Raw genomic sequence first — 23,249 nt, 5'->3', positions numbered from 1 at the left:
TTTTACATAGATGTTCTGCCCAGCTTCGATGCGACGCTCGCAGCACCGTCCAGCGGGAGCGATGGTTACAATACTTAGGTTCCAGAAAATCACTCTTCGTTAAAAGTTAACAACACTGAATTATTGATTCGCGTAAAAGTATCCGCTGTGTGAGTAGGTTCCAGTGTGAAAATATTTTTTCGAGAATTATCTTAGGTGTTATTTCAATTGTCATCAGTCATTTAACTCAAATCTTAAGAAATTTCCTATATAAATCAGCTCGCAAAGATCAGCTTGCTTTGTTGCCTTCCAAAATTTCCAGCTATATATTCGCGCGGTAACACACAGGGAAAGTGTGCCTACGCGTGCTTTCCGCGCCATTTTTACAAGGAGTAAACATGAGCAACTCTTACCAGAACGAAATCCCCAAAGCCCGCATCAACCTCAAGCTTGACCTGCACACAGGTGGAGCGGCAAAGAAGACCGAGCTTCCTCTCAAACTGCTGGTGACCGGCGATTTCAGTAACGGTGCGGAAGACCGCCCGCTGTCTGAACGCGAAAAAATCAACGTCAACAAAAACAACTTCAACAGCGTGCTGGCCGATATCGCGCCTGCGGTGTCATTTGCCGTGCCGAACACGCTGGCCGGAGACGGCAGCGAAGAGAACGTGGCACTGAACTTCCGCGATATGAAGGACTTCGAGCCGGAGCAGGTTGCCCGCCAAATCCCTCAGCTGCGCGCCATGCTGGCGATGCGCAATCTGCTGCGCGACCTCAAATCTAACCTGCTGGATAACGTCACTTTCCGCAAAGAGCTGGAAGCCATCCTGAAAGACCCGGCACTCAGCGATGAACTGCGCAGCGAGCTGTCTGCGTTAGCCACCGATCAAGCCTGATCATCCCCGTAACGGACTATAGAGAGAGAATGCTGATGTCAGTTCAGAATGAAACCCATGCTAACGGCGCAACCACCGTGCTGGATCGCCCGGCTGCGGGCGGCGTCTACGCGTCGCTGTTAAAAAAAATCAACCTCAATCCGGTGTCAGAGCTGAGCGACCTCAACGTCTGGCAGGACAATCAGGCGATGTCTGATGCCACCGCCGACGAACGCGTGACAGCCGCGATGCAGGTGTTCCTGACGCGCCTGAAAATCAGCGGCGCGAAAGTGGAGAAGCTGGATAAAAACCTGCTGGATCACCATATCGCTGAGCTGGACCGCCAGATCAGCCGCCAGCTCGACGCGGTGATGCATCACGACGAGTTCCAGAAAGTGGAATCGGCGTGGCGAGGCCTGAAGTCGCTGGTGGATAAAACCGACTTCCGCCAGAACGTGAAAATCGAAGTGCTGGACGTGTCGAAAGACGACCTGCGTCAGGACTTTGAAGACGCGCCGGAAATCATCCAGAGCGGGCTCTATCTGCAGACCTACGTGGCAGAATACGACACGCCGGGCGGCGAGCCGATTGGCGCGGTGATTTCAGCTTACGAGTTCGATGCTTCTGCACAGGACATCGCGCTGCTGCGCAACCTGTCGAAAGTAGCGGCCTCCGCGCACATGCCGTTTATCGGTTCTGTTGGTCCGCAGTTCTTCCTCAAAGAGTCGATGGAAGAAGTGGCGGCGATTAAAGACATCGGCAACTACTTTGACCGCGCCGAATACATCAAGTGGAAGTCGTTCCGCGACACCGATGATTCACGCTACATCGGCCTGACCATGCCGCGCGTGCTCGGTCGTCTGCCGTATGGCCCGGATACCGTGCCGGTGCGCAGCTTCAACTACATCGAAGAGGTGAAAGGCCCGGACCATGATAAATACCTGTGGACCAACGCCTCGTTCGCCTTCGCCGCTAACATGGTGCAGAGCTTCATCAGCAACGGCTGGTGCGTACAAATCCGTGGCCCGCAGGCTGGCGGTGCGGTGCAGGATCTGCCAATCCACCTGTACGATCTCGGTACCGGCAACCAGGTAAAAATCCCGTCTGAAGTGATGATCCCGGAAACCCGCGAGTTCGAGTTCGCCAACCTCGGCTTCATCCCACTTTCTTACTACAAGAACCGTGATTACGCCTGCTTCTTCTCAGCTAACTCGACGCAGAAACCGGCAATCTACGACACCGCCGATGCCACCGCTAACAGCCGCATCAACGCGCGTCTGCCGTACATCTTCCTGCTGTCGCGCATCGCGCACTACCTGAAGCTGATCCAGCGCGAAAACATCGGCACCACCAAAGATCGCCGCCTGCTGGAGCTGGAACTGAACACTTGGGTGCGCACGCTGGTGACCGAGATGACCGATCCGGGTGACGAGCTGCAGTCTTCACATCCGCTGCGCGATGCGAAGGTGCTGGTTGAAGATATCGAGGACAACCCGGGCTTCTTCCGCGTCAAGCTGTTCGCCATCCCGCACTTCCAGGTGGAAGGCATGGACGTGAACCTGTCGCTGGTATCTCAGATGCCGAAGGCCAAGGCTTAAGGCGCAGGAGGCGCGATGAAAATCTACCGACCGTTATGGGAAGACGGGGCGTTTCTGACGCCGCAGCAGTTTCAGCAGCAGTCGCTGTGGGACGCTCACGTCGCCGACACAGTGGCGCGTATGGGCCTGGCGCATCCGTGGGGCGTGGTCCATGCGGAATTTGACGATGGCGCGCTGGCGCTGTCACGTCTTAACGCCACCCGCCTGACGGTGCGCTTTCCCGACGGAACGCTGACGGACACCGCGCTCTCCGACAACCTGCCACCGGCCTGCGACCTGTCCGTTGCAGCCGGCCAGGAACAGGTTGAAGTGGTGCTGGCTTTGCCGTTGCTGAGCGCCAATGGCGGTAATCTCGACGACGGCAGCGACAGCGAACGTCCGCGCCGCTGGGTGGCCGGTCGTGAAGAGGTGCAAGAGCTGGCGGGGCAGGAGCGCACCGGCATTGCCGTGCAGCATTTTGCTCTGCGTCTGCGTCTTGCGAATCAGGAAAACGGCGCGTATCTCACCTGTCCGGTGGCGCGCCTTGTGCGTAATGCGCAGGGACAGTGGACACGCGATGCGTCCTTTATTCCACCGATGCTGTCGCTGTCGGCCAGTCCGGCGGTGCTGACAGCGCTGGGTGACCTGCTACATCGTCTGAGTGCCCGCCGTCAGCGACTGATGGCGCTGCGCCGCGAGAGCAACGAGCGCATGGCCGATTTTGCTGTCGCCGACGTCTCGCTGTTCTGGCTGCTCAACGCACTGAACAGCGCCGAGCCGGTGCTGCTGGAGTTGTTCCAGTCACCAACCCGTCATCCGGAACTGCTGTACCGAGAGCTGGCGCGCCTGGCTGGCGGCCTGCTGACTTTCTCTCTCGAACACGATGCCGGAAATATCCCGGCTTATCGGCACGACGCGCCGGAGCAGGTGTTTCCGCCGCTGTTTTCGCTGCTGGATTCTTTGCTGGAAGCCAGCCTGCCATCGCGCGTCATCTCCATCGACCTAAGCCGTGAAGGCGTGCTGTGGAAGGGGCGATTCCACGACGCGCGGCTGCGCGAAGGGGCAGATTTCTATCTGTCGGTGCGCTCCACGCTGCCAAACCACGAGCTGCAGAGCCGCTTCCCGCTGCTGTGTAAAGCAGGCAGCCATGACGACGTGTCGGAGGTGGTCAACATCGCGCTAAGCGGCATGACCATCCGCCCGCTGCCGCACGTGCCTGCCGCTATCCCGCTGCGCCTGGAGAACCAGTATTTCGCGCTCGACCTGTCAACGGCGGCGGCGCGCGCGATGCTCGATTCTGGCGGCTGCACCTTCTACACCCCGGAATCGCTGGGCGAATTGAAACTTGAACTCTATGCGGTACTGCGCTCATGAACAGCAATAACGCGCTGACCGAGCGCCTTTTCTTTGCCGGCTGGCTAATGGTCAGCCAGCTACGCTGCGGTCAGCAGATTGACAATGGCGATGCGCTCTATCGTCGCGCTACCGGCTGGGTGAACGATGCCCGCCAGGCGCTGACGGAGGCGGGTTTTAGCGAAGCCAATCGCGACCACATGCTGTACGCCTTTTGTGTGTTGCTGGACGAAGCGGTGCTGAACCGCGGTCAGCAGGATGACGGCTGGCTGCGCTGGAGCCGTGACCCGCTGCAGGTGCGTTTCTTTAACTCGCTTAACGGTGGCGAGGCGTTGTGGGAACGTATTCGCGAATTGCTGCGCGAACCCGCTGCGGACGAGACGGTGCTGACATGTCTGTATCGCACGTTACAACTGGGTTTTGTTGGCCATTATCGCGAGCAGGATGATGAACGCCGCGAGGACGTGGTGCGCGAGTTGGCGACGCATGTGCCACCGTTTGCCCTGGCGCAGGATGCGCCGCTGGTGGTGCGTCCGGCAGGCATGCGCACAGGTCGCCGTTTTTACTGGATGAGCTGGGTGGTCGCCGCCGTGCTGCTTGGCGGCCTGTGGTTCGTCCTCGACGGCTGGCTGGCGCAGATGGTGTCCGGTATATCGGGGATGGGCAAGTGAGACGCGGTATCGGTAATTACGCGCTGATCGTGCTGGCCTTAGTGCTTACATTGTGGCTGATCCTCGGCTTCTGGCCGCTTTCGGGCATTACTGCGGCGGCGCTGTGCCTGCTGGTGTTGCTGGTCGCCGGACTGATGCTGTGGCGGCAGGCACGCCAGCGTGATGTGGAAATCGCTGTGGCCGATGATCGTCTGCCTCCTGAAGATTTTCGCGGTGCGGTAGTGCTGGTGTGTGGCGACAGTGCATCGCTGTTCTCCGGCAATCAGCCGCGTGAAACCGCGCAGGGCTGGTATCTGCCGGTTGATGCGCCCGGGCAACTCGCTGCGATGGCTGATTACATCACCACTCAGCGTCCGGCGCTGCTGCCACAGGTCTCGCTGCTGCTGGCAGTGGTGCCGGAGCAGCACACATCTGCTGAGCATTTTACTTCCCACTTTCACGGCTGGCAGCGTGCGCTGCTGCAGTGTCGCCGCGTGCTGAAGTGCGCACCACCGCTGTGGACTGCATGCTGGGTATCACATCCGAACCACGAAGCAGAATGGTTCAGCATCACGCCGGGCCAGGGGGCGCTGCAGGCGTGCATCGCCGGCAACGATACGATGCCGCTGGCTGAATGGTTCCGGGAGCAGCCGTCGCGCCTGGTGCAAATGCAGTGGCTGGACAGTCTGCTGATGTGGCAGGAAAAGCACATTACGCCGCTGACGCAGAGTAAGCCTTGCCGCGCAGGGATTTGTCTGACGCCGGTGACGGCGCTGGCGGACAACCTGTGGGCGCAGCATCTCACCGGGCTGACCACGCTGCCTTATGCTCCCGCAGGCACCGATGTCGCGCTGCCGTTGCCAGATGCGTTGCTGGCTGGCTTGCCGCGCAGGCAGGGTATCAGCCGACGCCTGCGGCTGGCGCGCGCGGCGGGCATGATTGTGGTGGTATTTCTGGCACTGGCGCTGCTGGCGTCGTTCCTCAACAACCAGCGGCTGATCCGCACTATTGGTGACCACCTGACGCTGTGGGCACACCTGTCTGGTGAACCGGCAGAGCCGAAGGTTAACGCGCGCGCGCAGTTAATCGCCGATCGCACACGGCTTGATGGCTGGCAGCGCGGCGGTGAACCGCTGCGTCTCGGCCTGGGACTGTATCAGGGCATGCGCCTGTTCGCGCCGGTCGACGCCGCCATCAACAGCTGGGCGCCTCCGCCGCCACCGCTGCCGGTTATCCAGCAAATTGTTGAAGGGCCGAAGACCGTACGACTCGACAGCCTGTCGCTGTTCGACTCCGGCAAGTCTGACCTTAAAACCGGCTCAACCAAGGTGCTGGTCAACGCGCTGGTCGGCATCAAGGCGAAGCCGGGCTGGCTGATTGTGGTGGCAGGCTACACCGATGATACCGGCAATCCGGCGCTGAACCAGCGCCTGTCGCTGAAGCGGGCAGAATCCGTGCGCGACTGGATGCGTGACACCGGCGACGTAGACGAAAGCTGCTTCGCGGTGCAGGGCTTCGGTCAGAGTCGCCCGATGGCGAGCAACGACACCGCCGAAGGTCGCGCGGCCAACCGGCGGGTAGAAATCAGTCTGGTGCCGCAGGCCGACGCCTGCCAGGCAGCGGACGCAATCCCTCCGTCATCACAGGATGGTGACGGCAATCATGAAGAAAAGGAGTAACAACATGGCAATTCCGGTTTATCTGTGGCTGAAGGACGACGGCGGTGCGGACATCAAGGGATCGGTGGACGTGCAGGACCGTGAAGGCAGCATCGAAGTGGTGGCGCAGGAACATAACCTGTACATCCCGACCGACAACAACACCGGCAAACTGACCGGCACGCGTATTCACACGCCGTTCCTGTTCACCAAGGAAATCGACTCGTCCAGCCCGTACCTTTACAAGGCGGTCACCACCGGCCAGACGCTGAAGTCTGCCGAGTTCAAATGGTACCGCATCAGCGACGCCGGCCAGGAAGTGGAGTACTTCAACACCAAGCTGGAAAACGTGAAGGTGGTGAAGGTCAACCCGGTGATGCACGACGTGAAGGATCCGTCGAAAGAGAAGCACAACCATCTGGAGCAGATTGAGCTGCGCTACGAAAAAATCACCTGGACATACAAAGACGGCAACATCATTCATTCCGATTCCTGGAACGAACGCGCCACCGCCTGATTACGCGTCATATTTCGCGCCGCAGGTGCGTTGGCTGCGCTCGCTTGCCGCCTTCCTGCGACACGAACTATTTAGCGTAATTCCTCCGCCGGGCCGGGATTTTTACACCCGGCGGATCGTAAGGTCGCCATTTATGGCGACCTTAATACCCACCACGCCAGATGCCTTTTGCTTTCATCTTCGACGGGTGAAACCACAAGTCATTTCCACCTCAGATCTGCTGACCCTATGCGCTTCGGTACACGGCGACGGGCGGTAGCGTGCCCCCAATCAGGAGATTTTGCTATGGACAGTCAGTCAGCCGCGCTTCTGCGCCGTCTCAACCCGTTCTGCGCGCAGGCGCTGGAATCCGCCGCCTCGCTGTGTCAGACCCGCGCGCACGCTGAAATCCAGCCAGAGCACTGGCTGCTCAAGCTGCTGGAGCAGGGCGAGGGCGACATCACCATCATCGCGCGCCGCTACGAGTGGGGTATGGACGCCATCTGGCAGGACCTGCTGGCGTTTCTCGACCGGCAGCCACGCGCGGTGCGCGGACGTCCGCAGCTTTCTTCTTCGCTCGAAGCACTGCTGAAACAGGCGTGGTTGATGGCCTCCGCATCTGATAACAACCCGCAAATCCGCAGCATTCATCTGCTGATGGCGCTGTCCGAGCAGCCAAAAATTGCGCAGTGCGAAGGCCTGTGGCCGCTGCTCAACCTGCGCATGAGCCAGCTTGAGCGCCTGCAGCCGATGCTGGACGCACAGTCCGACGAGCGTGCGGAAGCGGAGCAACCGGAGATGCCGGTCAGCACTATCGAACAGACCGCCCCTGGCGAAACCAGAACTTCCTCCACCGAAGCGCTTGCCCGTTTCACCCGCGACGTCACCGCCGACGCGCGCAGCGGCAAAATCGACCCGGTCTTTGGCCGCGACAACGAAATCCGCCAGATGGTCGATATCCTGTCGCGTCGCCGCAAGAACAACCCGATTCTGGTCGGCGAGCCGGGCGTGGGCAAAACCGCGCTGGTGGAAGGGCTGGCGCTGCGCATCGCTGAAGGCAACGTGCCGGACAGCCTGAAGCCGGTCAGTGTGCACACGCTGGACCTCGGCATGCTGCAGGCGGGGGCGGGCGTGAAGGGCGAGTTCGAGCAGCGCCTGAAAAACATCATCACCGAAGTGCAGGCCGCGCCCAATCCGGTGCTGCTGTTTATCGACGAAGCGCACACCATCATCGGCGCGGGCAACGTAGCGGGCGGCGCGGACGCGGCTAATCTGCTGAAACCGGCGCTGGCGCGCGGCGAGCTGCGTACCATCGCGGCCACCACGTGGAGCGAATACAAACAGTATTTTGAGAAGGACGCCGCGCTGGAGCGCCGCTTCCAGATGGTCAAAGTGGACGAGCCGGACGACGACGCCGCGTGCCTGATGCTGCGCGGCCTCAAGTCCCGCTACGCGGAGCACCACGGCGTGCACATCACCGACGCGGCGGTGCGCGCGGCCGTCACGCTGTCGCGCCGCTACCTTACAGGCCGCCAGCTGCCGGACAAGGCGGTTGACCTGCTCGACACCGCCGCCGCGCGCGTGCGCATGAGTCAGGACACGGTACCGGAAGCCATCACCCGCTTAAGAGCGAAGCTCGACGCGCTGAACATCGAGCAGCGCGCCATCCTCGACGACGAAGCGTTAGGCGGCGCTATTTCGCAGGAGCGCCTGACTGAAATCGCCACGCAGATTGCCTCAACCGATGAAGAACTTGAAGCGCTGGAGCAGCGTTACGCCGACGTGCAGGCACGCATGCAGCAACTGCTCGACTCCCGCAAAGACTCAGCGCAGCGCAATACCATCGCGCAGCTCCAGAGCGAACTCGACGCATTACAACCCGGCGAGCCGCTGCTGACCGCCGACGTCGACGCGCGCATCGTGGCGGGCGTGATTGCCGACTGGACCGGCGTGCCTCTGTCGTCGCTGATGAAGGATGAGCAGGCGGAGCTGCTGACGCTGGAAACCCAGCTCGCCAGCCGCGTGGTCGGGCAGGACACGGCGCTGAATGCCATTGCCCAGCGCCTGCGCGCCTCGAAAACCGGACTCACTTCGGAAAACGGTCCGCAGGGCGTGTTCCTGCTGGTCGGCACCAGCGGCACCGGCAAAACCGAAACCGCGCTGGCGCTGGCTGATTTGCTGTACGGCGGCGAGAAGTCGTTAATTACCATCAACCTCAGCGAATACCAGGAAGCGCACACCGTTTCCCAGCTCAAAGGCTCACCGCCGGGTTACGTCGGCTACGGCCAGGGCGGCATCCTCACCGAAGCGGTGCGCAAGCGTCCGTACAGCGTGGTGCTGCTCGACGAGGTGGAAAAGGCGCACCGCGACGTCATCAATTTGTTCTATCAGGTGTTTGACCGTGGTTTTATGCGCGACGGCGAAGGGCGCGAAATCGACTTCCGCAACACCGTGATTCTGATGACATCCAACCTCGGCAGCGACGCGCTGATGCCGCTGCTGGAAGAAATGCCCGAAGCCGCCGAATCCGACCTTCAGGAGTGCCTGCGTCCGATCCTGCGCGACCACTTCCAGCCCGCGCTGCTGGCGCGCTTCCAGACGGTGATTTACCGCCCGCTGGCGCGTAACGCCATGCGCATCATCGTGGAGATGAAGCTCAGCCAGGTCAGCCAGCGTCTGCAACGCCATTACGGCCTGAACGTGAGCATTGATGAGAGTCTCTATGATGCACTGACTGCGGCTTGTCTATTACCAGACACCGGCGCACGCAATGTCGACAGCCTGCTCAATCAGCAGATCCTGCCGGTTTTGAGTCAGCAACTGCTGCAATACATTGCCGCCAGTCAACGCCCCAAAACGCTTTTGCTGGGTTGGGATGATGAAGAGGGCGTAGTGATGGAGTTTGGAGAATAAGCTCAATGGATAGCGCAAAAGAAATTGCCCGGGATATGCTTAGAGCGATTAGTCTTGACGATTCAGGTGTTTTAGTAAATTTTGCAAAGGGGTTCATTTCTTTCTCAGTGAGTATTGCGTACTTAGGGTATGACCGTTTAGATACAGAGCATTATAGAAATAATAAAAATGACAAGTACCGAATAGCTGGATTAGTAGAGCGGGGTACATTCAGGAAAGAAGTCATTGAACGTGTGATCGGCGTGTTTATGGATGATTTCACTTCGAGAATTAATTTTGAAAAGACAACCGACATGATTGATAGAACAGGCGCAAACTTGATTGGGAAGTTGGCATTTTCTCAATTGACAGGTTTTAGCCTTGGTCGGGCCTTAACTGCCAATGCTACAAGTGCTTTTTTCGCTGGTGCAGTGGTTGGTACGATATTATACCTTGGTAGTGAGGCGTCAAGAGCTATATATACATCAAGGCGTTTGGAGTTAACGAATCCTAAAATTTATTTCAAGTTAAGGAGAATGGGGGACTTGGATTTATTGTACTTCATTGTTCAAGATATTGTTGGCCCCTTCGAAAAAGCCTGTATTATGCACGATGAGAATCCGCTTGAATTTGAAAAGATTTGCGAGCTCTTCTTTCTAGGGTTGAAGGCTTAAATCTATCGATGAAATTCATTCGAGGCTAATTTATGAAATACTCATTCATTAAGCGAACCGGGCTAATACTAGCATCTCTTTCAGTTCGTGCAGTAGGTGCGATCCTTAGCACAACTGGTGTCGTCATGCTGGTCTGGTACTCATTTTTCTCAAGCAAAGAGTATAAGTATATTATTGCTATTTATTTTTTTGTTCAAATGTATATTGGTTATCGAGTGGTCAAATTCAGTTTTGAGAGGATGTACAATGAATTTGATCATCACAAATAATATCAAGAAAAAATTGTCCAATATCATTAGCAAGATAATCAATGGAATAATCTCGTAGTGCTCCAAACTCTGTTAGCATCAGGCATGTAGATTGCCCTTTTAGGTGCAGTATTATCATATTACTTCTTTTTTATTTCTGAACTTCCTCAGCGGATGATGTGGGGAATTGGATCATTAACAATCACAGTTGTCGGATGTGTTCTTATGTGGTTGCTTACGAGATTCGGTCGCAACAGAATTTAATCACGCCCAGCTATAAATAGAACTTTTCTTGTCATGGAGGACAAATGAACCTGTCCAGCTTATTGAATAAAGTCTTTCCGGTTTCTCTCAATCGCTATTATCTTGAGGTTCCTGACTGTGTATTTCAAACGGATGTCGAAGAGTTTGATGCTGAGGAAAACTTGAGTGAACTCTATCGCTACACGATCAAGTTCACCAGTGATGAGTCAGATATTAAACCGCAGCAAATGCTGCGAAAAAATGTCTGGCTACATATGCAGGACACCCCGGGCATTCTGGATAAAGTTTTACCGGGCATAACGCGTAAAACTGTGCATGGCATTGTTACTGGCTTCCGTCGCTTGCAAGGATCAGCCGATCAAGTTCTGTACGAAATTGAGATAAAGCCTTTTATTTCTCTACTTGAAAAGCAATTTCGCAGCCATCGTTTTTTCGTCAATAAATCCGTACCTGAAGTGGTAGCGCAAATACTCGCTGAGCATGGATTAGCGGGCTGGCAATATCAATTTACCTTGAAAAAGGATTATCCGAAACGCGAACAAATTAATCAGTATCAGGAAAGTGACCTGACCTTTATCCAGCGATTGCTGGCAGAAGTCGGTATTTTCTATTACTTCCGCGTACAGGAAGATGCTCGTACTGAAGTTATTCATTTTGGTGATAGTCAGGCAGCATTCGAAGCAGGTAAAACATTGCCGCTAAGCAGTCCTTCGGGAATGGGGGATGGAGGCACTGATTCGATCTGGGGGCTGAGCCAGCACCATCAGGTAGTTCAGGCGGGTGTTACGGCTAAAGATTATAACCATCGTGAGGCACAATATATTTTACGTTCTGTGGAAGCAGACATGACGCGTGGCGATGGTGATGAAACTAATTACGGCAAGGTTTACAACTACCGAGCCCGTCATCCACAGTCAGGTGATAAGTACGATCCATCGGCAGAAACAGCTAACTTTTATGCGCGACTCGACCATGAACGCTTCCTTGCCAGCCAAACGCTGATAACGGGAGCGAGCACTGATCCTTGCCTCGCAGCAGGTCAGGTAATCACTGTTACCGACACCAATTTCCCGCCTTCATTACCAGAGTTATTCCTGAATCCCTTGATTCTGGTACGTCTGGGATTTATCGCCAGCAGAAAGTCGGCAATGCGTGTGTTGATAGGCGCAGTTCCTTACAGTGAAACGATCTGCTGGCGTCCTGAATTGCTTGAGCGTCCAAAAGTCAGCGGCACCATGACCGCACGCATCACCAGCGCAAAAGACAATGATATCTATGCCTGGCAGGATGCATCCGGTCTGTACCGCGTGGTGTTTGATGCAGATGAAGAGAGAAAAGATCGCGGCCAGGAAAGCATGCCGGTGCGCCTCGCCAAACCTTATGGCGGTGATATGTATGGTTTCCACTTCCCGCTGATACAGGGCACGGAGGTGGCGATTGCCTTCCGTGAAGGGGATCCTGACCAACCCTATATTGCTCACGCGCTGCATGATTCGCGACACGTCGATCACGTTACAGAGAAAAACAGCACCCGCAACGTCATTCGTACCGCAGGGCTGAATAAGCTGCGCATGGAAGATAAGCGCGGTGAGGAGCACATCAAACTCAGTACCGAATATGCTGGTAAAACTCAGCTGAATTTGGGCCACAACGTCGACGATGACAGGCTGCTCCGGGGAGAAGGCGCGGAATTGCGAACAGATGACTGGGTTGCCGTTCGCGGTGGCAAAGGTGTATTCATCTCGGCTGATGCACAACAAAGTGCACAAGGGCGCATGATGGATATGGAAGAGGCAATACGGCAACTTAAAAACGCGCTATCGCTAGCAAAAAGCTTAAACGAAATTGCTCAAAAAGCTGAAGCAACCCAAGGTGACTCAGATTCTCATGAAGAACTTAATAATGCGCTGGAAGATTTGAAGCAAGCAGGGATTTTGGCTCATGCTCCTGAAGGCATTGGAATTGTCAGCCCCAAATCAGTACGTATGGCTTCAGGTGGAGCAAGCGTTGGTCTGATGTCGGGGAAAAATACGGACATCAGTGCTGGAGAGTCAATCACGCTAGCGGCTACTAAAACTGTCAGCGTGTTTGCGCAGGGAGAGGGAATGCAGTTGATTGCTGGCGCAGGGAAATTGGATATCCAGGCTCAGAAAGGCGAGCTTAACGCAGCAGCACAACAAGACATCACGATAAGCAGCGCCGAAGGGAAAGTCACTGTAAGCGCTAGTCAGGAACTGACTATCACTTGTGGCGGAGCCTATATAAAACTCAGCGGTGGCAATATTGAGATAGGTGCGCCTGGAAATATTCTTCTGAAATGCGCCAATGCGCAGAAAATGGGACCAGCCACGCTAGACTCTCCACCACATACCTTTCCTAAAGGATACGGTGAAGGTTTTACATTAAAAGATTTAGAAAGTGGTGAAATCCAACCCTTTACATTTTACAGGGTCACCACCGGAGAAGGTGAGGTGTATGAAGGCGTTTCTGATGAACATGGAAAAACAATGCGGATATTCACAGCTATGCCATCAGCATTGAAAATTGAGTTCCCGGATGAAGAAATGACCGATATCAAGGAAGAAAAATAATGAGCACAGCAACTACGTCTCTGGAATGCAAATATCCAGATGCCTGGACAGGTAAACAAAAAAAATACTGGGTTGAGATTCAGCTTCTGGATGAACGTGAAGAACCCATCCCTAATATGCCGTATGTGGCCGAAAATGCCGCTACACGTAGTCAGTGCGCTTCATATACCGGTAAAAGCGACGCCAGTGGCATCATTCGAATCGAGGGTTTACATCCGCTAGAGCTGATTTTACATATTGAAGCAAAGTCGCTTGCAGACGAGATGGAAAAAAGGGCATTGCGTCCCTTTGGACGTGCTGAGGATGATTCAACCGTAAAACCCAAAGCGGTTGTGGAAGGATACGAATATCGTTATCTAAAAATAGGTCATCTATGCGATAGCCTTCCTGATATGATGCCGGAATGGAAAGATAAAGCGAATCCACCGAAATATCACTTTCCGGATTTGCGCTTTTCCGGTCAAACGATAAAAAAGCTAAACTGTCGTTACGTTTTTGAAGTGTGTCCATTCCGGGCCTGGTCACTGATACTGCACCATCAAACAGATTACTCGATAGTTAATGCTTATAATCTAGGGATAATGGCCGATCTTTCTTATTCAACAGAAGAAAAGATCATTCAGTATTTCGAACAGGCATATATCGATCTATCCACGGCCCCAAAATTAAGTGATAAAAACGACTATTATGTCGTGGTTAAAGACGTCCCCTTCAGTCAGCGATACATCAACGCACGCTTCGTTACCACTGCCGGGAATATCATTCAGCATGATACTCAGTTATTTTATGTCTCAAATGATGAACATGTCGTTGTAGCTTGGCGTGGTACTCAAGAGGTGAGAGACTGGTTAACTGACATCACATTTAGTCCACAGGCGTGCCCATCTTATCTCGCTCCAACGGGTAAAATTCATAAGGGTTTTTTGGATGCGTTTGAGTGTGCCAAGGATAAGTCACCTTCAAGTTTTGACGACATAAAAACATTTATAAATGAAAAGAAGAAATTATTCTTATGTGGACATAGCTTAGGCGGGGCGCTGGCGTTAACTTATGCTGCAGAGTTGAAATCGACTAAACCTTTATTATACACCTATGGAATGCCTAGAGTTTTTACAGCTGATGCCATCTTGCATCTTTCTGAAATAACTCACTACCGACACGTTAATGACTCAGATAGTATCACCAGCGTCCCGATGGATGTAAACCTGTATAACTGGTTTTATGAGATTTATGGCCCTGTTGGTACCATGCTGGGTTTTACATGGTCTGTAGCTGAGTTGCTTTCGCAGAAAATCTCCGGTGTAACCGTCGGCGACAGTTTTTGGCATCATGGTGATATTGTGCTGTTCTATTACACCACACAGGTGGTGGAAAGCCTGCAATGCGAAGGCTCTATGAGTGCTCCCAGATGTCGCAGAATAAAGTATAGATTACCTAAAAAAACAAAATATTATTTAATTCCTTCCCTGGCTGAAGATAAAAGTATTTCGGCAAGAAATCATAACGTGCAATTTATTCGATCATTAAATATAGAAAGCATGAAGAAGTTTTTCCCTAAAAATACCAATCCGGATCTGGATTCTATACTTACCGACCCTAGAAATCACTCTATGTCTTCAGCCTATCTGCCATATATTAACAATCAACTGGTGGAGTTGGTGTCTCATGATATCACTCTGAAACGAAAAGAAAGCAGGATCGCATTTGAGAAACAGATGTCAGATTCTGGTATTCCTGATGATGAAAAGGAAAGAAATCGGATGTTCTCTGCATTACAGGGTTTAGTAGCAGAAACCATCAGAGTAACAGAGCGGATGCCAGAGTCAGATGCTATTCTGGATCGTTTCGACAAGACAAAAAAGGAATTAAACGAATGAATATGATAAATGTATTATTCTTACCGCCATTATTATTACTAAGCGGTTGTGTGTTTAGAGAAGATTTATCTCCTCCATTTGGAGGTAAGACTGTAAAAGTATCGGTAATTAAACCTGCCGACGTGGATATTTTACCGATGGATGTTATTTACCGCTCTGAAAAATGCAGAGATAAAGTTTTCACCTCTGCGGGTTCAATAACTACCCGTGCTGGTTATCGCCTACTTACAGTCCCTTTTAAACAAGAGTTCGTTGATGATTTAGTGAGTGGCAATGTCTCCATTAATGGTGGTGGTAGGTGTGAATGGAAACTCAGTAATATACGATTTCAGTTTAAATTTAGTGATGTGAAGAAATTTGGGGTTGATATTAAAAGTAATATTTCCAATGACATCGTTTTTGTTTTTGATAATAATCCTCCCCCTCGGGGAGATGGGCACTACATGAACGTGTCTGGCAACGTTGAAATAAATGATGATTATTACCCACTTATCAGAAATGACCGCATGATAGACCATGCTAAAATCCTCAGGTTAATAAATGAAGATATGTTAACTTACAGAGTTAGCAATTCTGAACTTATTGTTTTCAAACCCAATGTTCATTCTAAAAAGATTATTAATGTTTTAGGACCAGAGAAATTTGGTGAGGACTCGATTACGACTTATCCTGATGGAACTCAAACGACCAATGCCAATGGACCTGATCCGATTAATTTTAAGAAACTACATTTAATGAATTAAATTAATATATGTCGAAAAATCACCCGCCACTCGTTTCATTACATTATTCTAAAAATAAATAAACCGGCTGTTTTGTACGTTGCACGGCTTAGTCGTGGGACACCTGAGAGTAACAGAGCAAATGCCTGATGGAAGAGCTGCCCTGGAACGTTTCCGTGCGAAAGTAAGGAATATGAGTAATGAAAATATTAAACATACTATGCCTGATGCCGCTCTTAATCCTGAGCGGCTGTACGCGAGGAGAGGAACTATCCCCACCAACAAATGGTAAGACGGTTAAATTATCGGTAGTTAAACCAGTAGATGTAGATATTTTACCAATGGATATCATTTACCGCTCTGAAAAATGCAGAGATAAAATATTCACTTCTTCGGGGGGGGTAACGACCCGGGCAGGTTATCACCTTTTGACTGTTCCTTTTTATAAAGAAACGGGAAGCTACAGGGTAAGTAGTAGTATTGCCATAGATGGTGGAGGTAGGTGTGAATGGAAGTTGAGCAATATAAAGTTTGATTTTCAATATCATAACATGAAACATTTTGGCGGAAGTGTTAAGAATAATATACCAGCAGATATTGTTTTTGTTTTTGATAAAAATGCACCTCCTCGAGGGGATGGGAATTATGACAATGTCTATGGTGCTGTAGAAATTGAAAAAAAACTACTTCCCTCTAATTAGGAAGAACTCTGCTGAAGATACATTAACACTAACTATAAAAGGTCAACCAATGTTGACTTACCGTGTTTATGATGCGAATAGCATTGTTTTTAAGCCTACTTTTCATCCAGATATGCTTGTGACGGCTATTCCTCCTGCAAAAAAAGGAGAGGGTTTTACTCTCATCTATCCAAATGGTGAAAAAATCGTAGACCATCACTTTCCTAATTCAGAAAAAACAAAATATGATTTTGTAAAACAAAAGCTCGCTAAGTAATAAACTGTAAATTTTATGATAAGGAGATATATGTCTAAGGGATTTGTATTGCTCGGCGATAAAACAACACATAGAGGTCAGGTTATATCGGCATCATCAACCATGATCGTCAATGGTAAAAAAGTAGCTCTCATAGGAGATGACATAAGTTGTCCGGTAAAGGATCACGGTACTAATCAGATTATTGAAGGCTCTACGGAGTGGTTATCTGATGGTAAAGCGATTGTTGTGGACGGCTGCCATTGTGAATGTGGTTGCCAGGTTATTTCCAGTGCGCCGGATTGCGCAATAGGATAAGTGATGGGCTGGGAACGTCAGAAATCTAATGTTGCAGGTTTACCCAAAGAACCTTCACTTATCATGTGGCTTATTGTTGGTATTGCTGCTCTAGTCACTGGAGTGCTGTTATTTGTGCTTCATGCTAACCAGATGTTAGGGGAAATCCAAAAGTATAATCTGTGGTTAGTTACTGCAGGTCCTTTATTTGTCTGGTTTGTCCTCATTTGCCTACGCGGTTGGCGTTATAATAATGTTCTTGATAAGTATCAATTTGAATTAGATGAAGCCAATTATGCCCAGCAACAATGGTCTACGTGGGCGAAACGTCATATCGCAGTGCTGCACCACGGTGCCATTCTCCCCCGCTACCTGACATCGGGAACTCTGCTTCAGGCATTTCCGGATGTCGAGCAATTTATTAAGCAAGCCATTCGCATCAATTTTCAGGAAAATACAAATGGGCTTTCTTTATTAATTTGTAGCGTTCGCGATGCGTTAGAAAAACTTCCAACTGATTTACCCCTTAATGTCACACTGTTGACTGATTCACATAGTGAAGATCTATTGCTGCGGAAAAACTTCTCTGAAGCCTGGCAGAAAAATATGCCTTCTGTTCGCCCGGTTCCTGTGGTGAATATTTTGAAATCAAAGTCTTTTCTCTCTCTCGAAGAGCGGCTTAAATCGCCGACCCTGGATGTGGATCTGATTCTGGTTCATCAGACTCAGGGCAGGGATAAATACAGTGACGCGCTGGCAGCCCTCCTACTGACCTCTGATGATGTGGCTACAAAATACAGGCTTAGCCATCATGCGCGCTTGCTTCGGCCTATGTCGCTTGATACGGGTATAACATTGAAGGCAGAACTCGATACCTTTTTTTCCATTCAGTCACAGGCGATCACTACGGCTGCAATTGTGGGTGACAGCATGAAGTGGGGCGATGACTTTTCTACTCTCTTGGCCTGCGCCAACAAATATGAAGGCTCCTGGAGGCCAGAGCAATGCCACTGGCTGGAAAAGTACGCTGGACTTAGTGGCCCTTTTTCACCTTGGATTCTGGTAGCTGTCGCCGGCGATATTGCTGCGCTGACGAAAGAGAACTGCCTGATGCTTTCAAGGGATAGTGAGAAACGTTTTATAAATACCGTAACTATAGGAAATATGATGAATGGCGAAGGATAGTTCAGTGTGGCGTGGCAAGTGGGGACGCCTTAGCCTTACTGTGTTGATTGCTGCGGCAATAGCGCTGGTCATCTGGACAAAGGGCGGGACGATCGGGCTTTACAGCATTGGACCAAAGCTGTTAGGAATTGCTGTATCGCTGCTCCTGCTTCTGATCGTTTTTCATGGCAAAACAATCGGCCTCGCAATGAAATTACAGTGGTCACGGTTACAGGCAAAACGTAAAAATGTGCTACCCGCTGATGAAGGCCGCGTCAGGCAGACTCCGCCCCACAATGTCACCGTTGATACCATCCGTAACGCCATGCGTAACCTCTACGGTCGGCCCTGGGGACGTAAAACACGCATCCTGCTGATAACCGGTACTGCCGCTGAAGTGGAGCAACTGACTCCAGGTCTTACGGCTCAGCTCTGGCAGGAAGATCGCGGCACATTATTGCTGTGGGGCGGCGATCCCGCATCCTCACCCGATGAAAGCTGGCTGACTGCCCTCAAACGTCTGCGTCGTCGACCTGTGGATGCGATGGTCTGGGTTACCTCCGCTGCTGACCATCTTGCCAACACTTCCGGCGTGCCTGCCACAGCGCTGCCTTCTGCTGCCATGATGGACGCCACTGCGCACGCGTTATCTGCACGCTATGAGAAATTGGGCTGGCGACTGCCGCTTTATGTCTGGTCACTGCATCCGCGCGCCGAAAAGCAGCTGGGCCGCATGACTCAGGCGGTGGGCGTTCAGACACTCACTACAGGTAAAATAGACAAGTTACTGGTGGAGTTGGCAGCGCAGCTCACCACCCAGGGCATTCAGCAGGCGGCAGGTTCGCCGCAGCATCGTTTCCTGTTGAGCCTGGCAGACCAGCTGACGCGTGAACCTGAAACACTCAATGCGCTGATTGCACCACTGCAGAATCCGTACCGACCGCTACCGCTGGCGGGGCTGGTATTCAGCCCGCCGTCTGAAGGTGCAGAACGCGCGGTGCCCAATCACTGGGGCCGCGATAATCGCTGGGATGCGCTGCCGTCCACATTCACTTCGCTGCCAGCGCACCTGCGTCCGCAGCGTCGCGGCTTTTCCTGGGCGCGCCTGCTGGCATCCGTGGCGTGCCTGGCGGTGATTGCCTGGGGCGCGGGCCTGCTGGTGTCATTCACCACCAACAGCAGCGTTATCAGCAACGCCCACACGCAGGCAATGCAGGCGGCCGATACCGGACAACCGCTGCAGCAGCGTCTGATGGCGCTTTATGATCTGCAGAAAACCATGCAGCGCCTGCAACATCGTGCGGAGCACGGTGCGCCCTGGTACAGTCGTCTTGGACTGAATCAAAACGACGCGCTGCTGGCGGCGCTCTGGTCGCGTTACGCGCAGGCGGCGCTGCCGTTACTGCGCGATGCGGCAGCCACGCATCTGCGTAAGGAGCTGCAGACGGTCGCTGACCTGCCGCCAGACAGCCCGCTGCGTGACACGCTCGCCAAACCGGCTTATGCCCAGCTCAAGCTATGGCTGATGCTGGTGCGCCCAGAGCGTATGGATGCAGCATGGTTCAGCCAGGCGCTGATGCAGGACTGGGCGCAGCGCGCGGATGTCAGTACGGGCTACTGGCAGGGCGCAGCTCCAGGACTGATGGCGTTTTACGGCGCAGGTCTGGTTGCGCATCCTGAATGGAAACTAAAGGCGGACCAGGAACTGACAGGCCAGGTGCGCGCGTTGCTGGTGCGTCAGCTAGGCGTCAGCAACAGTGAATCGCGCCTGTATCAGCAGGTGCTGGCGCAGGTGTCGCGCAACTACGCCGATATGCGCTTGGCCGATATGACCGGTGATACCGATGCGGCGCTGCTGTTCAGCACTGATGAAGTGGTACCGGGTATGTTCACCCGTCAGGCGTGGGACGACGGCGTGAAACCCGCGATTGATAAAGTGGCCAATGCCCGGCGCGAGGAGATGGACTGGGTGCTGGGCGATAATCCGCCCGCCAGCAGTAAGACATCCTCACCTGATGCACTGGAAGCACAGCTTACCAGTCGCTACTTTGCCGACTACAGCGCAGCCTGGCTGAACTTTCTTAATAGCCTGCGCCTGCAGCCCGCGCCGACGCTGTCGGATGCCATTGACCAGCTGACGCTGATGGCCGACGTGCGCCAGTCGCCGCTGGTGGCGTTGATGAACACGCTGAACGTGCAGGGGCGTACCGGTCAGACCGGCGGGGCGCTGGCCGACTCGCTGGTGAAGTCGGCGCAGAACCTGTTCAGCAAAGAGAAGCTGCCGGCAATTGATCAGAATGCCGGGCCGAGCGGTCCGCTGGATGCGACCTTCGGTCCGCTGCTGTCGCTGACCGACGCACAGGGCAACTCGTCGTCGATGAATCTGCGCACTTTCCTCACCCGCGTAACGCAGGTGCGCCTGCGTCTGCAGCAGGTCACCAACGCCGCCGATCCGCAGGCGATGACGCAGACGCTGGCACAGACGGTTTTTCAGGGCAAAACCGTCGATCTGACTGAAACCCGCGACTACGGCAGCCTGATTGCCGCCGGTCTGGGGCAGGAATGGAGCGGCTTTGGTCAGACGGTGTTTGTGCGCCCGATGGAGCAGGCCTGGCAGCAGGTGTTAAGCCCGGCGGCTGAAAGCCTTAACGCCCAGTGGCAGCAGGCGGTAGTGAGCGAGTGGAACAGCGCCTTTGGCGGTCGCTATCCGTTTAAAAACGTCAGCAGTGAAGTTTCCCTGCCGCTGCTGGCGAAATACCTCAACAGCGATACCGGCCGCATTACTCGTTTCCTGCAAACCCGGCTTAACGGCGTGCTGCACCGCGAAGGCACGCGCTGGGTGCCGGACAGCATCAATGCGCAGGAGCTGACCTTCAACCCGGCATTCCTGAAAGCGATTAACGCCCTGAGCCAGATTTCCGACGTGGTGTTCACCACCGGTGAAGCGGGACTGCACTTTGAGCTGCGTCCCGGTACGGCGGCAGGCGTCTCGCAGACGACGCTGACCATCGACAGCCAGAAGCTGGAGTACGTGAACCAGATGCCCGCCTGGAAGCGTTTCACCTGGCCGGCAGACACCGAAGCGCCGGGCGCAACGCTGAGCTGGGTCAGCACCGAGGCGGGCACCCGCCTGTATGGCGATATGCCGGGAGGCTGGGGCTTGATTCGTTTGCTGGACAAAGCGCAGGTCACCGCCAATCCGGGTATCAGCAGCAGCTGGCAACTGAGCTGGGCCGCGCCCGATGGCCGCTCGCTGAATTACATTCTGCGCACCGAGGCCGGTGATGGCCCGCTGGCGCTACTGCGGCTGCGCAATTTCACGCTGCCGTCAGACATATTTCTTCAGAGCGCCACAACTGCCGCGCCGGAAGACCTGAACGTCACGGAGGACGAATAATGCCGCTTAAATCCTTAATCAGCGCCTGCGGTGTCGATGCTGAGACGCTGCGCGCCCTGGCAAAACAGCAGACTGCACTGTGGAATAACTGGCTGCAGCCGATATCGGCGGACAATCCCGCCGGTGAAGACCCGACCTATCACGACGGTTTTCAGCAGATGCAGGAGGAGGTGAACCGCCTTTCCGGGGCGGACACCACACTTATCTGCGAACTGGCGGAAAATCTGCTCACCACCACTACCAAAGACATCCGCGTGGCGGCCTGGTACAGCTGGGCACGCCTGCAGCTTGATGGCGAAGCCGGGCTGGCTGATGGCTTTTCATTAATGGCCGGGCTGCTGACGCAGTTTGGCAGCAGCCTGCATCCACAACGCGCGCGCAGCCGTGAAGCGGCGCTGCGCTGGCCCGCCGGTTCGCGCATGCTCGACACGCTTTCACTCTATCCTGAAGTCACCAAACAGGATGCGTTGCGTATCGCAGGCGCACTGTTGCTGATTGAAGACGCGAGCCTGGAGCACGGCGGTGCCGGGCTGGGCAGTCTGTATGCGGCACTGGAAAATCGGCTGCTCAAGGCGGGGGGGCCGGATGCGGTGGTGCCGCAGGCGGCGGGTGAAGGCGATAAGCATCAAACCAGCGGTCCGGCTGCGCCACAGATGGGGGCGATTGCCTCCGGGCGCGAGTTGCTGGATCAGGCGCGCACGCTGTCGAAATACCTGCGCGATCAACCTGGCGGCTGGCTTGCTGCGCACCGTCTGATGAAATCCCTGCGCCACGACACGCTGCTGCAACTGCCGCCGCTTTCCGGCGACGGTAAAAGCCGTATCGAGCCGCCAAAGGCCGACCAGCGCGCGCAGCTTAAACGTCTTTGGCTACAGCAGAGCTGGCAGGAGCTGACCGAGCAGGCCGACAGCCTGTTTTCGCGCGGCGGCAATCACTTCTGGCTTGACCTGCAGTGGTACATCCATCAGGCGCTGACGCGCGCGGGCAATACCACGCTTGCCGCCATCGTGCAGGAAGATCTCAAGGGGCTGTTGTCGCGCCTGACTGGACTGGAAACGCTGGCGTTCAGCGACGGCACGCCGTTTGCCGATGAGGTAACGCTCGGCTGGATACAGCAGCAGGTGATGAACACCGAACCTGGCTGGGGTGAGGGGACGTCAGCGTCAGCTGGTGCCAGCAATGAAGATGACATCCTGCAACTGGAAAGCGAAGCGGTGGAACTGGCTGACCGTGAAGGCATTGAAACCGCGCTGAACTGGCTGCAGCAACGACCGGGAAATGCTTCACCGCGTCAGCGGTGGCTGCTGCGCCTGCTGATGGCGCGCGTCGCCGAGCAGTTCGGACGTCAGGAAATGGCGCTGCACCTGCTTAGCGGGCTGGATAGCAGCGCAGATGACATGACGCTTAGCCAGTGGGAACCGTCGCTGCTGTTTGAAGTGAAATCGAGGCGGTTAAAACTCCTACGCACTCGCGCCGGGCGTAGTGAAGCGGATAAAGCACGAATGCAGCCGGAAATGGAATTACTGCTGGCCGGGCTGGTGGATATTGATGCAGCGCGAGCTGTGGTGCTGTTGGGTTAATAATTCAAAAGGATGTTGC

Annotated in this window: 17 protein-coding genes; all 17 read left to right on the top strand. The window is 54.0% G+C overall.

All coding sequences use genetic code 11. The features are described from left to right. The first annotated feature begins 377 nt into the window (after positions 1-377). The 17 genes from tssB (at position 378) to tssA (ending at position 23,230) form a co-directional block, all read left to right on the top strand. Positions 378-875 carry a type VI secretion system contractile sheath small subunit gene (gene tssB / locus NR302_RS16780; protein ID WP_154157404.1) on the top strand — a complete coding sequence of 166 codons (498 nt, stop codon included), beginning with the start codon at positions 378-380 and terminating at the stop codon, positions 873-875. A gap of 29 nt (positions 876-904) precedes the next feature. Then, positions 905-2,452: a type VI secretion system contractile sheath large subunit gene (gene tssC / locus NR302_RS16775; protein WP_258144021.1), complete on the top strand. Its 1,548-nt coding sequence runs from the start codon at positions 905-907 to the stop codon at positions 2,450-2,452. Positions 2,453-2,467: 15 nt separating this feature from the next. Next, positions 2,468-3,805, top strand: a complete 1,338-nt coding sequence (gene tssK, locus NR302_RS16770; RefSeq protein WP_258144020.1) for a type VI secretion system baseplate subunit TssK — start codon at positions 2,468-2,470, stop codon at positions 3,803-3,805. Then, positions 3,802-4,455, top strand: a complete 654-nt coding sequence (gene tssL / locus NR302_RS16765; protein WP_258144019.1) for a type VI secretion system protein TssL, short form — start codon at positions 3,802-3,804, stop codon at positions 4,453-4,455. Before tssK ends, tssL begins: the two co-directional genes overlap by 4 nt. A 134-nt stretch (positions 4,456-4,589) precedes the next feature. Then, positions 4,590-6,113, top strand: a complete 1,524-nt coding sequence (locus NR302_RS16760; protein ID WP_374990649.1) for an OmpA family protein — start codon at positions 4,590-4,592, stop codon at positions 6,111-6,113. Positions 6,114-6,117: 4 nt separating this feature from the next. Continuing rightward, positions 6,118-6,609 carry a type VI secretion system effector Hcp gene (gene hcp, locus NR302_RS16755; RefSeq protein ID WP_008105313.1) on the top strand — a complete coding sequence of 164 codons (492 nt, stop codon included), beginning with the start codon at positions 6,118-6,120 and terminating at the stop codon, positions 6,607-6,609. 285 nt (positions 6,610-6,894) lie between these two features. After that, entirely contained in the window at positions 6,895-9,501 is a 2,607-nt protein-coding gene (gene tssH / locus NR302_RS16750) for a type VI secretion system ATPase TssH (protein ID WP_258144017.1), read from the top strand. A gap of 5 nt (positions 9,502-9,506) precedes the next feature. Next, the gene (locus tag NR302_RS16745; RefSeq protein ID WP_258144016.1) at positions 9,507-10,154 is read left to right on the top strand and encodes a hypothetical protein; all 648 of its coding nucleotides are present in this window, start codon (positions 9,507-9,509) and stop codon (positions 10,152-10,154) included. A gap of 556 nt (positions 10,155-10,710) precedes the next feature. Beyond that, positions 10,711-13,257: a type VI secretion system Vgr family protein gene (locus tag NR302_RS16740; protein WP_258144015.1), complete on the top strand. Its 2,547-nt coding sequence runs from the start codon at positions 10,711-10,713 to the stop codon at positions 13,255-13,257. Further along, positions 13,257-15,134: a lipase family protein gene (locus tag NR302_RS16735; RefSeq protein ID WP_258144014.1), complete on the top strand. Its 1,878-nt coding sequence runs from the start codon at positions 13,257-13,259 to the stop codon at positions 15,132-15,134. The genes NR302_RS16740 and NR302_RS16735 overlap by 1 nt, the downstream gene beginning before the upstream one ends. Then, the gene (locus tag NR302_RS16730; RefSeq protein WP_258144013.1) at positions 15,131-15,877 is read left to right on the top strand and encodes a hypothetical protein; all 747 of its coding nucleotides are present in this window, start codon (positions 15,131-15,133) and stop codon (positions 15,875-15,877) included. Before NR302_RS16735 ends, NR302_RS16730 begins: the two co-directional genes overlap by 4 nt. A 179-nt stretch (positions 15,878-16,056) precedes the next feature. Next, positions 16,057-16,557: a hypothetical protein gene (locus tag NR302_RS16725; protein ID WP_258144012.1), complete on the top strand. Its 501-nt coding sequence runs from the start codon at positions 16,057-16,059 to the stop codon at positions 16,555-16,557. A 49-nt stretch (positions 16,558-16,606) separates the two neighbouring features. Further along, positions 16,607-16,813 (top strand): hypothetical protein, encoded by a 207-nt coding sequence (locus tag NR302_RS16720; RefSeq protein ID WP_258144011.1) that lies wholly within the window; start codon positions 16,607-16,609, stop codon positions 16,811-16,813. Between the two features lie 30 nt (positions 16,814-16,843). Beyond that, positions 16,844-17,110, top strand: a complete 267-nt coding sequence (locus NR302_RS16715) for a PAAR domain-containing protein (protein WP_258144010.1) — start codon at positions 16,844-16,846, stop codon at positions 17,108-17,110. Positions 17,111-17,113: 3 nt separating this feature from the next. Then, a complete protein-coding gene (locus NR302_RS16710; protein ID WP_258144009.1) occupies positions 17,114-18,274 on the top strand; it encodes a hypothetical protein in 1,161 nt (386 codons plus the stop codon). Then, on the top strand, positions 18,261-21,650 hold the full coding sequence (locus NR302_RS16705; RefSeq protein WP_258144008.1) for an ImcF-related family protein: 3,390 nt from the start codon (positions 18,261-18,263) through the stop codon (positions 21,648-21,650). The genes NR302_RS16710 and NR302_RS16705 overlap by 14 nt, the downstream gene beginning before the upstream one ends. Next, entirely contained in the window at positions 21,647-23,230 is a 1,584-nt protein-coding gene (tssA, locus tag NR302_RS16700; protein ID WP_258145214.1) for a type VI secretion system protein TssA, read from the top strand. The genes NR302_RS16705 and tssA overlap by 4 nt, the downstream gene beginning before the upstream one ends. Positions 23,231-23,249: the final 19 nt, after the last annotated feature.

The sequence above is a fragment of the Pantoea sp. SOD02 genome (assembly GCF_024707505.1).
Classification (GTDB): domain Bacteria; phylum Pseudomonadota; class Gammaproteobacteria; order Enterobacterales; family Enterobacteriaceae; genus Pantoea; species Pantoea symbiotica.
The sequence above is the reverse complement of the archived record's forward strand: the minus strand, read 5'-3'. Positions and strand labels throughout refer to the sequence as shown.